The 14,639-nt window shown below is 54.3% G+C and carries 12 protein-coding genes and 3 tRNA genes; 8 read left to right on the top strand and 7 right to left on the bottom strand.

Annotation, left to right across the window (positions count from 1 at the left end; genetic code table 11):
- Positions 1–148: 148 nt before the first annotated feature.
- On the bottom strand, positions 149–1,267 hold the full coding sequence (gene ydiK, locus NR195_RS04305) for an AI-2E family transporter YdiK (RefSeq protein ID WP_010670033.1): 1,119 nt from the start codon (positions 1,265–1,267) through the stop codon (positions 149–151).
- Positions 1,268–1,472: 205 nt separating this feature from the next.
- Here ydiK and NR195_RS04300 point away from each other — a divergent pair, with 205 nt between their 5' ends.
- Complete coding sequence (locus tag NR195_RS04300) at positions 1,473–4,526, top strand: FAD-binding and (Fe-S)-binding domain-containing protein (protein ID WP_256844155.1); 3,054 nt, start codon at positions 1,473–1,475, stop codon at positions 4,524–4,526.
- A gap of 33 nt (positions 4,527–4,559) precedes the next feature.
- Here the strand turns inward: NR195_RS04300 and NR195_RS04295 are convergent, their stop codons facing one another.
- On the bottom strand, positions 4,560–4,964 hold the full coding sequence (locus NR195_RS04295; protein ID WP_010670035.1) for a hypothetical protein: 405 nt from the start codon (positions 4,962–4,964) through the stop codon (positions 4,560–4,562).
- A gap of 388 nt (positions 4,965–5,352) precedes the next feature.
- Here NR195_RS04295 and sufA point away from each other — a divergent pair, with 388 nt between their 5' ends.
- Genes sufA through NR195_RS04260 form a run of 7 tightly spaced genes read left to right on the top strand, consistent with a single transcriptional unit; the run spans position 5,353 to position 12,015 of the window.
- Positions 5,353–5,727: a Fe-S cluster assembly scaffold SufA gene (sufA, locus tag NR195_RS04290; protein WP_010245637.1), complete on the top strand. Its 375-nt coding sequence runs from the start codon at positions 5,353–5,355 to the stop codon at positions 5,725–5,727.
- Positions 5,728–5,734: 7 nt separating this feature from the next.
- Complete coding sequence (sufB, locus tag NR195_RS04285) at positions 5,735–7,228, top strand: Fe-S cluster assembly protein SufB (RefSeq protein WP_010245634.1); 1,494 nt, start codon at positions 5,735–5,737, stop codon at positions 7,226–7,228.
- Between the two features lie 42 nt (positions 7,229–7,270).
- Positions 7,271–8,017 carry a Fe-S cluster assembly ATPase SufC gene (gene sufC, locus NR195_RS04280; protein ID WP_010245631.1) on the top strand — a complete coding sequence of 249 codons (747 nt, stop codon included), beginning with the start codon at positions 7,271–7,273 and terminating at the stop codon, positions 8,015–8,017.
- Positions 7,992–9,272: a Fe-S cluster assembly protein SufD gene (gene sufD / locus NR195_RS04275; RefSeq protein WP_010245628.1), complete on the top strand. Its 1,281-nt coding sequence runs from the start codon at positions 7,992–7,994 to the stop codon at positions 9,270–9,272. The genes sufC and sufD overlap by 26 nt, the downstream gene beginning before the upstream one ends.
- Positions 9,272–10,495 (top strand): cysteine desulfurase SufS, encoded by a 1,224-nt coding sequence (gene sufS, locus NR195_RS04270; RefSeq protein WP_010245626.1) that lies wholly within the window; start codon positions 9,272–9,274, stop codon positions 10,493–10,495. The genes sufD and sufS overlap by 1 nt, the downstream gene beginning before the upstream one ends.
- Before the next feature lie 21 nt (positions 10,496–10,516).
- The gene (sufE, locus tag NR195_RS04265) at positions 10,517–10,933 is read left to right on the top strand and encodes a cysteine desulfuration protein SufE (protein WP_010245623.1); all 417 of its coding nucleotides are present in this window, start codon (positions 10,517–10,519) and stop codon (positions 10,931–10,933) included.
- Positions 10,934–10,989: 56 nt separating this feature from the next.
- Entirely contained in the window at positions 10,990–12,015 is a 1,026-nt protein-coding gene (locus tag NR195_RS04260; protein ID WP_033757482.1) for a L,D-transpeptidase family protein, read from the top strand.
- Between the two features lie 81 nt (positions 12,016–12,096).
- Here the strand turns inward: NR195_RS04260 and NR195_RS04255 are convergent, their stop codons facing one another.
- From NR195_RS04255 to NR195_RS04235, 5 genes are all read right to left on the bottom strand, one after another.
- Positions 12,097–12,333: a major outer membrane lipoprotein gene (locus NR195_RS04255; protein ID WP_003853216.1), complete on the bottom strand. Its 237-nt coding sequence runs from the start codon at positions 12,331–12,333 to the stop codon at positions 12,097–12,099.
- 304 nt (positions 12,334–12,637) lie between these two features.
- Entirely contained in the window at positions 12,638–14,050 is a 1,413-nt protein-coding gene (pykF, locus tag NR195_RS04250; RefSeq protein ID WP_010245613.1) for a pyruvate kinase PykF, read from the bottom strand.
- Between the two features lie 344 nt (positions 14,051–14,394).
- A tRNA-Val gene (locus tag NR195_RS04245) sits at positions 14,395–14,471 on the bottom strand.
- Between the two features lie 11 nt (positions 14,472–14,482).
- Positions 14,483–14,559 (bottom strand) — tRNA-Val (locus tag NR195_RS04240).
- 3 nt (positions 14,560–14,562) lie between these two features.
- Positions 14,563–14,639 (bottom strand) — tRNA-Val (locus NR195_RS04235).

Below are 14,639 nucleotides of genomic sequence, written 5' to 3'. Positions count from 1 at the left end.
CTTTCAGGCCAAAGGTGGCTTTTTTCTTAAAAATCGCTAATGGAAAACAGAATTTATCTGATCTGAGAGAAGGGGTGCGGTTAATCATCATTAACCGCACTAATCAATGCTTATGGGGGCTAGCGGCGCAGCGGGTTGTTGCATCTCATCATACAGCAGGCGGGGTATCATCGTGATCCGCCAGGGCATCAGCCACGGCCAGTTGGTCACTATCCGGGGCAGGCGCTTCATGAACCCAGACGGAAACCAGACGGTAGGAGACCGCCAGAACCACCGGCCCGATAAACAGACCAATCATCCCGAACGCAAACAGTCCACCAATAACACCAGAAAGAATCAGGATCATTGGCAGATCGGCACCCATACGGATCAGCATCGGGCGCAGCACGTTATCCATCGTGCCGACCACACAGCTCCAGACCAGCAGCACCGTTCCCCATGTTGTATCTCCGCTCCAGTAGAGGTAGATAATGGCGGGAACCAGCACCAGTAGCGGGCCGAGCTGTACCAGACAGCAGAGGATCATCAGTACCGTCAACAGCGTGGCGTAAGGAATGCCGGAGATCGCCAGACCGATACCGCCCAGCACGCCCTGTACCAGCGCCGTCACTACTACGCCAAGCGCCACGGCACGAATGGACTGCGCCGCCAGCAGTACGGCGGCATCACCGCGCCGTCCCGCCATGCGGAAAGCAAAGTGACGAATGCCCTGGGCAGCCTGTTCGCCACGCCAGTAAAGCAGCACGCTGAACAGTAACATCACGCCCAGATGGATCATAAAGCGTCCGAAATGACCGGCCTGCGCGACAAAAAAGCCGGTGGTACGGCCGATATAGGGCTGTATTTTCGCCATGACGCCGGCACCGCCGCTCGCCACCAGCGTGTCATAACTGACATAAAGCTTCTTGCCGACCATCGGGACATCGTTGAGCCATAACAGTCGCGGCATCATATGCCCCTGGGTAACCCAGGCAATCACCGGCGCGCTGTTATCAATCAGGCTGCTGACCAGCAGGGCGATAGGGATAATAAACAGCAGCAGCAGAAGCAGTGTCATCACGATCACCGCCAGGGAACGGCGTCCCCATAACAGTCGCTGGAATTTCAGCATCAATGGCCAGGTGGCAATCACCACCATGCTGGCCCAGGCAAAGCCCAGAATAAACGGCTGCACGACCCATAAACAGGCGACAATCAGCAGCAGAATGAACATCAGGGTGAAGAGTATTTGCGGTAAATCCATATCCCGGTACTGGCTTTTCATCATTGACTCATAACCTCGTCTTAATCCTTCATTTTCAGGCATTCGGATGCCCGTTTTTATCATGATCTATTTGCTGAGGTTTAAACAGAGTTGCGGAGAAAGGTTTTTGCCTTTTCTGAAAAAAGGGCAGGCGCAGGAAAAATATGATAAAACGAGAAATCGCTAATCTATAAACGCAAACGTTTACAACACCTTCGGTCAGACAATCATGATCCCACAGATTTCGCAGGCACCGGGCCTCGTTCAACTGGTGCTGACGTTCCTTGAGTCGTTGAAAGAGCAGGGTTTTACCGGTGACATGGCAACCAGCTATGCCGATCGTCTCTCACTCTCCACCGATAACAGCATCTATCAATTGCTGCCCGACGCGGCGCTCTTTCCGCGTTCGACTGCGGATGTTGCGCTACTCGCCCGCGTGGCCGGAGAAGCGCGCTTTGCCAGCCTGGTATTTACCCCGCGCGGCGGCGGTACCGGCACCAACGGTCAGTCGCTGAATCAGGGGATTGTGGTGGATATGTCGCGCTACATGAACCGTATCCTGGAGATCAATACCGATGAGGGCTGGGTGCGGGTTGAAGCGGGGGTGATCAAAGATCAGCTTAACGCCTGGCTGAAGCCATTCGGCTTTTTCTTCTCGCCAGAGTTATCCACCAGTAACCGTGCCACGCTGGGCGGCATGATTAATACCGATGCGTCCGGCCAGGGCTCGCTGGTCTATGGCAAAACCTCGGACCATGTGCTGGGCCTGCGCGCCGTGCTGCTGGGCGGCGATATCCTTGATACGCGGCCAATGGCCACCGCGCTGGCTGAAACCCTGGCGCAGACGGCGACGCCCGAAGGCCGGCTCTATCAGCAGGTGCTGACGCGCTGCCGCGAGCATCGTGCGCTGATTCTGGAAAAGTTTCCAAAGCTGAATCGGTTCCTGACCGGATATGACCTGCGCCATGTCTTCAGCGACGATATGCAAACCTTTGACCTGACGCGCCTGCTGTGTGGTGCAGAGGGCACGCTGGCCTTCATCACGGAAGCGCGGCTTGATATCACGCCGCTGCCTAAAGTGCGCCGACTGGTGAATATCAAATATGACTCCTTTGACTCCGCCCTGCGCAATGCGCCTTTTATGGTGGAAGCGCAGGCGCTCTCGGTAGAGACCGTTGACTCTAAGGTGCTGAACCTGGCGCGCGAAGACATTGTCTGGCACTCGGTGCGCGAATTGATCGCCGATGTACCCGACAAAGAGATGCTGGGTCTGAATATTGTTGAGTTTGCCGGTGACAACGCCGCGCTGATCGATCAGCAGATTGAACAGCTTTGTGGCCGCCTTGACGCACTGATGGCGCAGCAGCAGGGCGGCGTGATTGGCTATCAGTTCTGTAACGACCTGGATGGCATTGAACGCATCTATAACATGCGTAAAAAAGCGGTGGGTCTGTTGGGAAATGCCAAAGGCCGGGCTAAACCGATTCCCTTTGTGGAAGATACCGCGGTTCCACCGGAAAAACTGGCGGACTACATTGTCGAGTTTCGCGCGCTGCTCGACAGCCACGGGCTGAGCTACGGCATGTTTGGTCACGTCGATGCAGGTGTACTGCATGTGCGTCCGGCGCTGGATATGTGCGATCCGCAGCAGGAGATGATGATGAAGCAGATCTCCGACGAAGTCGTAGCGCTGACAGCGCGCTACGGCGGCCTGCTGTGGGGTGAACATGGCAAAGGATTTCGAGCCCAGTACAGTCCGGCATTCTTCGGTGAGACGCTGTTTAACGAATTGCGCCGCATTAAAGCGGCCTTTGATCCGCTCAATCGCCTGAATCCGGGCAAGATCTGTACGCCATTCAACAGTAATGATGAAATGATGCAGGTCGATGCGGTGAAGCGCGGAACCTATGATCGTCAGATCCCGTTAACGGTCCGGGATGAATGGCGTGGCGCGATGGAGTGTAACGGCAACGGGTTGTGTTTTAACTTTGATGCCCGCAGCCCGATGTGTCCCTCCATGAAGATCACCCGCAACCGCATTCACTCGCCCAAAGGGCGGGCAACACTGACGCGGGAGTGGCTGCGGCTGCTGGCCGGGCAGGGCGTCGATCCGCTCACCCTGGAAAAGCAGCTGCCCGAAAATCGGCTGTCGCTTCGCACTCTGATTGCCCGTACCCGCAATAGCTGGCACGCCAGCAAAGGGGAGTATGACTTCTCGCACGAGGTGAAAGAGGCGATGTCGGGCTGTCTGGCCTGCAAAGCCTGCTCCACCCAGTGTCCGATTAAAATTGACGTGCCCGCTTTCCGCTCGCGCTTCTTACAGCTCTACCACACCCGGTATCTGCGTCCGGTCAGCGATCACCTGGTGGCAGCAGTAGAGGGCTATGCGCCGCTGATGGCGAAAGCACCGAAAGTATTTAACTTCTTCCTGCGCCAGCCGTGGCTGAAAGAGATAAGTAAAACCCATATCGGTATGGTCGATCTGCCGCTGCTTTCGGCCCCTAATCTGAAACAGCAACTCAGTGGTCATCCCGCCATGAACATGACGCTGGAGCAGCTGGAAGGGCTGTCAGCCGCTGAACGCGCAAACTGTGTGCTGGTGGTGCAGGATCCTTTTACCAGTTTCTATGAGGCGCAGCTGGTTAACGATTTTGTCAGGCTGATTGAGAAACTGGGCTACCGGCCCGTGCTCCTGCCATTCTCACCAAATGGCAAAGCGCAACATGTGAAAGGTTTCCTGCAACGTTTCGCCCGCACGGCGTCCCGCACCGCCGATTTCCTGAATCGGGTGGCAAAACTGGGGTTGCCCATGGTCGGTGTCGATCCGGCTACGGTGCTCTGCTATCGCGATGAGTATCGTCAGACGCTGGGCGAATCACGCGGCGACTTTAACGTCCTGCTGGTGCATGAGTGGTTAGAGCGTGCTCTGGCCGGGCGTGACGTGCAGGTCGCGGGCGGAGAATCCTGGTATCTGTTTGCACACTGCACCGAGGTGACCGCGCTGCCCTCCACGCCGAATCAGTGGCAGGCGATCTTCTCCCGTTTTGGCGCGAAGCTGGAAAACATCAATGTTGGCTGCTGCGGTATGGCAGGCACCTACGGTCACGAAAGTAAGAACCTTGAAAACTCGCTGGGGATCTACGCGCTCTCCTGGCATCCCCAGCTTCAGCGACTGCCACGCCAGCGCTGCCTGGCCACCGGCTATTCGTGCCGCAGTCAGGTCAAGCGTGTAGAGGGCAACGGAATGCGTCATCCGCTTCAGGCATTGTTAGAGCTAATGTAAAAAAATTGTGCGCGACGTCACGCCCTGGCTGGATTAGAATATCCAGCCTGCGTGACGCATGAAGTCACTTTGCAGCGCAGTGGCCTGGTTCCACTCCCCGACCATTGCCAGTTGATGGCAGAGGCGGGTCAGGGACAATCGCGCCAGTTGATAAGCCTGAAGGCGAAACAGGCGATCGCGATCGCTGTTTCCCATCTCCTGCACCAGTCGGTGATGCAGTTTACCCATGGCATGCAGGTAACTCTGGTCGTCACCGTTCAACTGGCAGATTTCTGCCATATCCTGACAGGCATCGTTAAACTGACGTAGCTGATGAATCGTGCAGTCGGCCCGGTCGAGCTTTGCCTGCGCCATATAAAAGTCGACGGTGATATCACGCACCGCAAACTGATATTCGTCGATTTTGTGCTGCAGCCAGGCTGAGACAGAAAGCGTCATAACGCCACCCTGAATGTTAATGATAATAATTATCATATTCAATTGAGCTGTGATTGCAATTGGCGGGCAGAAAAATTTATCGATTTATCCTGCCTGTCGGTATAATCGGAAATAACAATCTGTTTACATCGCAGAAAGGCGTAACCTATCAATAAGCATTTTTATCAAAAATGGTTATTTAAAAAAGAGTGATTTATTAATAGGTTAACACTGGCTTATTTATGCTGACGCGCTCACCACAAGGTGAGCTGAAGAGGCTATGCTTAATAATTAAGCAAATAAAACCGCACAAGATGATTATCCCTGCAAAACAAGAGGTTGAAGTGATTGGTCAGATCACTACCATAGGGGGATAGCCTGAAAAGGTCCGGACTCAAGAGGTATCAACATGGCATCCGTTAATACAGACTCTTTCTCACCCGACGATTTTGTCTGGAAAGGGCTGACGCTGACTGAAACCGCAGCGCAACAAATTCTCAATCTGGCGGCTCAGGACCCCGATGTCAAGGGTCTGCGGCTCGGCGTAAAACAATCCGGCTGCGCCGGGTTTGGTTACGTCATGGATCTGGTGAAAGAGCCAGTCGAGGATGATTTGCAGTTCTCATTCCATGGCGCAACGCTGTTTGTGCCGCTACAGGCGATGCCATTCGTTGATGGCACCGAACTGGACTACGTTCGTGAAGGCCTGAATCAGATTTTTAAATTCAATAACCCTAAAGCTCAGCACGCCTGCGGGTGCGGTGAGAGCTTTGGCGTCGAGTAAGTGAAATATGTCACGACACAGCGAAACATCTGACGATGTACAAATCTGGGAAGGCAAGCTCAACTACAAAGAGGGCTTCTTTACCCAACTGCAAACCGAAGAATTTGCCAACGGCATCAATGAAGATGTGGTGCGGGCGATCTCGGCCAAGCGTAACGAGCCAGAGTGGATGCTGGAGTTTCGTCTTAAAGCGTTTCGTGCCTGGCTTGAAATGGAAGAGCCACACTGGCTGAAAGCGCACTACGAAAAACTCGACTACCAGGATTACAGCTACTACTCCGCGCCTTCCTGCGGCAACTGTGATGACAGCTGCGCATCAGAACCCGGTGCACTGCAGGCTTCAGGCAGCGCGCCAGCCAGCGATTATCTGACACAGGAAGTGGAAAACGCCTTTAATCAGCTGGGTGTCCCGGTGCGTGAAGGCCGTGAAGTGGCGGTTGACGCCATTTTTGACTCCGTTTCGGTGGCGACCACCTATCGCGGCAAGCTGGCGGAGCAGGGGATTATCTTCTGTTCCTTTGGCGAAGCGATCCAGGAGCACCCGGAGCTGGTGAAGCAGTATCTCGGCACGGTTGTTCCGGCGAACGATAACTTCTTTGCGGCGCTGAACTCGGCGGTCGCCTCTGACGGCACCTTCGTTTATATCCCGAAAGGGGTGCGTTGCCCGATGGAGTTGTCGACCTATTTCCGCATCAACGCAGCGAAAACCGGTCAGTTCGAACGCACCATCCTGATTGCCGATGAAGACAGCTACGTCAGCTACATCGAAGGCTGTTCAGCGCCAGTGCGTGACACCTACCAGCTGCACGCTGCCGTGGTGGAAGTCATCATCCACAAAAATGCCGAAGTGAAATATTCGACCGTTCAGAACTGGTTCCCGGGCGGCGAAGGTGAGGGGGGTATCCTGAACTTCGTGACCAAGCGCGCGCTGTGTGAAGGTGACCACAGCAAGATGTCCTGGACGCAATCTGAAACCGGCTCTGCTATCACCTGGAAATACCCAAGCTGCATTCTGCGCGGGGACTACTCGGTGGGTGAATTCTACTCAGTGGCACTGACCAGCGGTCGTCAGCAGGCCGATACCGGCACCAAGATGATCCACATTGGTAAAAACACCAAGTCGACCATCATCTCTAAAGGGATTTCGGCCGGTAAAAGTCAGAACACCTATCGCGGGCTGGTGAAAATCATGCCAACCGCGACCAATGCCCGTAACTTTACGCAGTGTGACTCGATGCTGATCGGTCCTGATTGCGGCGCACATACTTTCCCGTATGTGGAGACCCGCAACAATACCGCTCAGCTTGAGCATGAAGCCACGACATCACGTATCGGCGAAGATCAGATGTTCTACTGTCTGCAACGCGGTATCAGTGAAGAAGACGCCATCTCGATGATCGTGAACGGCTTCTGTAAAGACGTATTCTCGGAGTTGCCACTGGAATTTGCTGTGGAAGCCCAGAAATTGTTAGCCATCAGCCTTGAGCACAGTGTGGGCTGATGCCGTCACACGCGTTGCCGGAAGCAATGTGAAGGAATAAGTATGTTAAGCATTAAAGATTTGCAGGTCAGTGTTGAAGATAAAGCCATTCTGCGTGGCCTGAATCTCGAAATTAAACCCGGCGAAGTGCATGCCATCATGGGCCCGAACGGCTCAGGTAAAAGTACCCTGTCAGCGACGCTGGCAGGCCGTGAAGATTATGAAGTGACCGGCGGTTCGGTCAGCTTCAAAGGTAAAGATCTGCTGGAACTGGCCCCTGAAGAGCGCGCCGGTGAAGGCATCTTTATGGCATTCCAGTATCCGGTAGAAATTCCGGGCGTCAGCAACCAGTTCTTTTTACAGACCTCGGTCAATGCGGTACGAAAATATCGTCAGCAGGAAGAGCTGGATCGCTTCGATTTCCAGGACTTCATTGAAGAGAAAATTGAGCTGCTGAAGATGCCGGCAGATCTGCTGACCCGCTCAGTCAACGTTGGCTTCTCCGGCGGTGAGAAGAAGCGTAACGACATCCTGCAGATGGCGGCGCTGGAGCCAGAACTCTGCATCCTGGATGAGACCGACTCAGGCCTGGATATCGATGCGCTGAAAATTGTTGCGAATGGCGTAAACAGCCTGCGCGACGAGAAGCGTGCCTTTATCATCGTGACCCACTACCAGCGTATTCTGGATTACATCAAGCCAGACTTCGTTCATGTTCTGTATCAGGGCAAAATCGTGAAATCTGGCGACTTCTCGCTGGTGAAACAGCTGGAGGAGCAAGGTTATGGCTGGCTTACCGACGAAGAGTGATTCTGCGCTGCAACAGTGGCATCACCTGTTTGAGTCGCGCGGCGACGTGCGTTCTCTGCAGGCACAGCAGCACTGGCAGCAACTGATGCGCGTTGGCCTGCCAACCCGCAAGCACGAAAACTGGAAGTACACGCCGCTGGACACCTTACTGTCACAGCAGTTTGTACTGCCTGACGCGCCGCAGACCCTGAGCGCTGAACAGGTTGATGCACTGGCGCTGCCGCTGGATGCGATCCGTCTGGTCTATGTTGACGGTCAGTTCCAGCCAGCCTTCAGCAGTCGCGACTGCGAACTGTTTGAGGTTCAGCACAGCGTGGCCGCCGAGCGCCGTCCGCTGCCTGCTGCGGTTCAGCCTGAAGTCTTCCTGCATCTGACAGAGAGTCTGGCTGAAGAGGTGACGACCCTGCGTCTGGCACGCGGTAAATCCGCTGCGCGTCCGGTCTATCTGCTGCATATCACCAGCGGTCAGCAGACGGGTATGAACACGGTTCACTATCGTCATCACCTGCAGCTGGAAGAGAGTGCCGAAGCGGAAGTGATTGAGCACTACGTTTCACTGGATGAGCGCGCCCATTTCACCGGCACGCGCTTTACCTTTGCGGTAGGCGACAATGCAAAACTGACGCACACGAAGCTGGCCTTTGAAAGCAGCGCCAGCTATCACTTTGCGCATAACGATCTGGTCATTGGCAATGATGGCCAGGTCAGCAGCACCAGCTTCCTGCTGGGTGCCGGGCTGTCGCGTCACAACACCAGTACCCAGCTGAACGGCGAAAACACCACGCTGGCTATCAACAGCCTGGTGCTGCCAGTGAAACAGGAAGTGGCGGATACCCGTACTTACCTGGAGCACAACAAGGGCTACTGCGTCAGCCGCCAGATGCATAAAACCATCGTGCGTGACAAAGGCCGTGCGGTGTTTAACGGCCACATTAAAGTGGCACAGCATGCGCTGAAGACCGACGGGCAGATGACCAACAACAACCTGTTGCTGGGCAAGCTCTCAGAAGTCGATACCAAACCGCAGCTGGAAATTTATGCGGATGACGTCAAGTGCAGCCACGGTGCCACCATCGGTCGTATTGATGATGAGCAGATGTTCTACCTGCGTTCGCGCGGTATTGAGCAGGATGCTGCACAGACCATGATTATTCATGCGTTTGCCGCAGAACTGACCGAAACACTGGAAAATGAGGTGATGCGTCAGGCCGTGCTGCAGCGTATCGCGCAACGTTTTCCCGGAGGCGACATATGATGAACTTCGATCTCGAACGCGTCAGGGCTGATTTTCCTATCCTGAAGCGTGAGGTCAACGGTCATCCGCTGGCCTATCTTGACAGTGCGGCCAGCGCACAGCGTCCACTCTCGGTGATTAACGCCGAGAGTCATTTCTATCAGCACGGCTATGCGGCCGTGCATCGTGGTATCCATACGCTGAGCCAGCAGGCGACCAGCGACATGGAGAACGTGCGCGATCAGGCTGCCCGTTTTATCAATGCGCAGTCACAGGAAGAGATTGTCTTCGTCAAAGGCACCACCGAAGGCATCAATCTGGTGGCGAACACCTGGGGCAGCAGTAACCTCCAGGCTGGCGATAACCTGATCATCACTGAGATGGAGCATCACGCCAATATCGTTCCATGGCAGATGCTGGCCCAGCGCACCGGCGCAGAAGTGCGTGTCCTGCCATTAAATGACAACGGTGAGCTGGCGCTGGAGCAACTGGCGGGGCTGATCGACAGCCGTACGCGGTTGCTGGCGGTGACGCATGTTTCAAATGTGCTCGGCACGGTTAACCCGGTTAAAGCGATCGTTGCTCAGGCAAAAGCGGCTGGCGTCATCACGCTGGTGGATGGTGCCCAGGCGGTGATGCATGACAAGGTTGATGTGCAGGATATCGGCTGCGACTTCTACGCCTTCTCCAGCCATAAACTCTATGGCCCCAACGGCGTGGGTATCCTCTACGGCCGTAAAGCGCTGCTGGATGAGATGCCACCATGGGAAGGGGGCGGTTCAATGATTGAGCGCGTCATGCTGCCCACCGGCACCACCTGGAACAGTGCGCCGTGGCGCTTTGAAGCGGGTACGCCGAATACCGGCGGCATTATTGGCTTTGGTGCGGCGATGGCCTATGTGCAGGCGCTGGGACTGGATACGATTCATCAGCGCGAGACGGCACTGATGAACTATGCGCTCGATAAGCTGGGCACCGTTCCGGATATCCAGATCTACGGTCCGCAGTCACGAGCTGGCGTTATCGCCTTCAATCTCGGTAAACACCACGCCTACGATGTTGGCAGCTTCCTGGATCAATATGGCATTGCCATCCGCACCGGACATCACTGCGCGATGCCGCTGATGCAGCATTACAATGTACCGGCGATGTGCCGTGCCTCCTTCACGTTCTACAACAGTGAAGAGGAAGTGGATCGTCTGGCTGCCGGTTTGACGCGCATTCATCGTCTGCTGGGCGGCTGAACAGTTTTAACGGAGTCCCTGATGGCGAATTTGCCTGAAAAAGAGAAACTGGTTCGCAACTTCAACCGTTGTGCTAACTGGGAAGAGAAGTACCTCTACATTATTGAGCTGGGTTCAAAGCTTCCGGAATCTTCTGAAACCTTACACCAGCCGGAGAACGTGATTTCGGGTTGTCAGAGTCAGGTGTGGATCAGAATGACCCCGCAGGCGGATGGTTCCATTGCGTTTGAAGGCGACAGCGATGCCGCTATTGTTAAAGGTTTGATTGCTATCGTATTTAGCCTCTATCAGAACCTGCCGCCCGCCGATATCCTGGCGCTGGATGTGCGCCACTGGTTTGGCGAACTGGCACTGATGCAGCACCTGACGCCCACCCGGTCGCAGGGGCTGGAGGCGATGATTCGGTCTATTCGCCATACCGCTCAGAACCTCAGCTAAGTTACACTCCACAGACGCCATCCGGCGTCTGTTTTTTTATCTGACGAGAAAATTGCATGAAACCTGCTTTACGTTTAGCCGGTGCATTGCTGCTGACCTGCTTTGGGCTCTCTGCACCCGCGTTCGCCACCGAATATCCGCTGCCACCACCTGACAGTCGCCTGATTGGCGAAAACGTCGTGACTCAGGTTCCTGACAATAAGCAACCTCTGGAAGCGATTGCGGCGCGCTACCAGGTCGGCCTGCTGAGCATGCTGGAGGCAAATCCCGGTACCGATCCCTGGCTGCCCAAAGCGGGCACCCAGCTGACGGTGCCGCTACAGATGATCCTGCCTGATACGCCGCGCGAAGGGATTGTGGTGAATCTGGCCGAGCTGCGTCTCTACTACTATCCCAAAGGGGAGGATAAGGTCATTGTCTATCCCATCGGCATTGGCCAGCTGGGTGCGGCCACGCCAGTGATGGTGACGCAGATCAGCCAGAAGATCCCTAATCCCACCTGGACGCCCACGGCGAACATCCGCAAACGCTACGCCAAAGAGGGCATTACGCTGCCTGGCGTGGTCCCCGCCGGACCGGATAACCCGATGGGGCAGTTTGCCATGCGTCTGGCGCGCGGCACCGGCCAGTATCTGATCCATGGCACTAATGCGAAATTCGGCATCGGCATGCGCGTCAGTTCAGGCTGCATCCGTCTGCGTTCAGAAGATATCGAAGCGCTGTTTAACTCAGCGCCGAAAGGGACGCGGGTACAGATCATCAATCAGCCGGTGAAGTACGCTGTAGAGCCGGATGGGAAACGCTACGTGGAAGTGCATCAGCCGCTGTCACGCAACGATAAGGACGATCCACAGACCATGCCGATTGCACTCACTGCCGGAGTGAAGCAGTTTATGAAAAGTGAGAAGAGTGATAGTGCCCTGATTAAAGCCAGCTTAGCGCGACGCTCAGGCATGCCTGTGCTGGTCAGCAGTGGGGAGCCGGTGCAGAGTGATACCGTGCCGCCTGCGGGGCTGGAGAGCGCCTCTGTGGGGGCTGATAGCCCGGTGACACAGGCTGAGGGCAACGCGGTTCAGCCCTGAACGGATAAGTGCCTGTGAAGGGCACTGAATTCGGAGCAAAAAAAATGGCGCCATAAAGGCGCCATTTTTAAACCAGAACTCTTACTTACGGTAAGAGTGAGCCTGGTTGTCCAGACGCTGGTTAGCGCGTGCTGCGTCATCTTTAGCAGCCTGAACGTCTGAACGCACTGCGTTCACGTCGTTGCTCAGCTGGTCAACTTTAGCGTTCAGAGTCTGAACGTCTGAAGACAGCTGGTCGATTTTAGCGTTGCTTGAGCAACCAGCCAGCATAGTTGAAGCCAGAACTACCGCGCCCAGTACCAGTTTAGTACGATTCATTATTTATACCCTCTAGATTGAGTTAATCTCCATGTAGCGTTACAAGTATTACACAAAGCTTTTTAAGTTGAGAATAAATTTTTGATGAGAAGATGCTTAAATTTGATCGTTCGCTCAAAGAAGCAGCGAATCACAGAATATGATAAAAAAATTTAGCGAAAACAGAGAGATTTAATCGGATTAACCTTAATATTAAGAGTATTTGAATAGTTATTTTCGATTGGAATTTTCTGACATTTGGTTTAAGTAGAAATAAAAAAAAGCGCCCGATAAAGGCGCTTCAAAATAATGGTCAGAGAGCGTTTTACAGAACGTGTACAGAAGCAGTGTTGGTAGTTCCGCTTGGTACTAATGCACCTGACACCAGCACCACGACATCGCCTTTCTGGCCGTAGCCACTTTCCAGCGCCGCTTCTTTACCCAGACGATAGAAATCGTCGGTTGAAGCGATCTCAGTCACCAGACGTGTCTCAATCCCTTTGCTCAGGATCAGCTGACGGGCAGTCATCGGATTGGTGGTCAGCGCCAGGATGGTCGCGTTCGGGAAGTATTTACGTACGGCTTTAGCAGATTTACCCCCTTCGGTAGCAACCACAATCAGTGGCGCTTCCAGCTTCTCAGCGGTCTCTACAGCACCACGGCAGACAGCTTCTGTGATACGCATTTTGCGGTTATCACTCTGGCTGTCGATGCGGGACTTCATCACGCGATCGGTACGCTCACAGATGGTCGCCATGATGGTGACCGACTCCAGCGGATAACGGCCTTTGGCGCTCTCACCTGACAGCATGACAGCATCGGTACCGTCAAGAATGGCGTTTGCCACGTCACCGGCTTCTGCGCGGGTAGGGCGCGGGTTCTTGATCATGGAATCGAGCATCTGGGTAGCCGTGATGACCACTTTGCGTGCTTTATTACATTTTTTGATCATCATCTTCTGTGCGAAGATCACTTCTTCAACCGGGATCTCAACGCCCAGGTCGCCACGCGCAACCATGATGCCGTCTGACGCTTCGAGGATTTCGTCGAAGTTGTTCAGGCCTTCCTGGTTTTCGATTTTGGAGATGATCTGGATATGCTCGCCGCCGTTCTGTTTCAGGTGCTCGCGAATTTCCAGCACGTCTGAACGTTTACGGATGAAAGAGGCGGCGACGAAGTCTACGCCCTGCTCACAACCAAAAATCAGGTCGCGTTTATCTTTTTCGGCCAGTGCTGGCAGCTGGATAGAGACGCCTGGCAGGTTAACGCCTTTGTTTTCGCCCAGATCGCCATTGTTCAGGACTTTACACACCACGGTATTTTCAGTGACTTCGGTCACTTCCATACCAATCAGGCCATCATCGACCAGCACCGTGTTGCCGATTTTCAGGTCAGCAGTGAAGCCCGGGTAGGTCACCGCAACGCGCTCGCTGTTGCCAATCACGCTCTGGTCTGTAGTAAAGGTAAAGGTCTGACCCGCTTTCAGAGCCGCATCGTTGCCGCCTTCCAGTTTCATGGTGCGGATTTCAGGGCCTTTGGTATCCAGCAGAATAGCGGCCTGACGGCCGGTTTTTTGCATAACGGCACGCATGTTGGTGATGCGTTGGCCATGCTCAGCGTAGTCGCCGTGAGAGAAGTTAAGACGCATAACATTCATGCCAGCTTCAAGCAGCTGAGTCAGCATCTCTTCGGATTCGGTTTTCGGGCCGATTGTACAAACGATTTTAGTCTTTTTCATGACGGATTTTCTGTAAGTTGTGATGGATGAATAAGGGCGGAATCCGATGGCAGCGCATCGAAGTGAAATTTCTGATTGAGACTGAAATGGGCAGTACTGAGTAAGAATAGGTGACGAAGGCCAGGCGTGCAGGGAAGTTGTGCGGTTACGGTTGGTAACCACCACGCTGTTGTTGCGCAAATCATTTGAGTTATCGCAGTAAGCACGTGATCGCTGAAACCTTTCAAGTAAGCAACGCGGGACAGTATAGACGCTAAGTATGCGAAAACCAATCAAAAAGCAGAAGGGGGAAGCGATGCAGATCAATAAAAGTGGAGTTGCGCAAGCTGAAGGAATTCTGAAAGTGGTGCGCTCTAATGGACTCGAACCATCGACCCCCACCATGTCAAGGTGGTGCTCTAACCAACTGAGCTAAGAGCGCATACTGAATATTGGTGCGTCCGAGTGGACTCGAACCACCGACCCCCACCATGTCAAGGTGGTGCTCTAACCAACTGAGCTACGGACGCACTTGGTGCGCTCTAATGGACTCGAACCATCGACCCCCACCATGTCAAGGTGGTGCTCTAACCAACTGAGCTAAGAGCGC

The sequence above is a fragment of the Pantoea sp. Ft-CA_14 genome (assembly GCF_024520875.1).
In the GTDB taxonomy this organism is placed as follows: domain Bacteria; phylum Pseudomonadota; class Gammaproteobacteria; order Enterobacterales; family Enterobacteriaceae; genus Pantoea; species Pantoea agglomerans.
The sequence above is the reverse complement of the archived record's forward strand: the minus strand, read 5'-3'. Positions and strand labels throughout refer to the sequence as shown.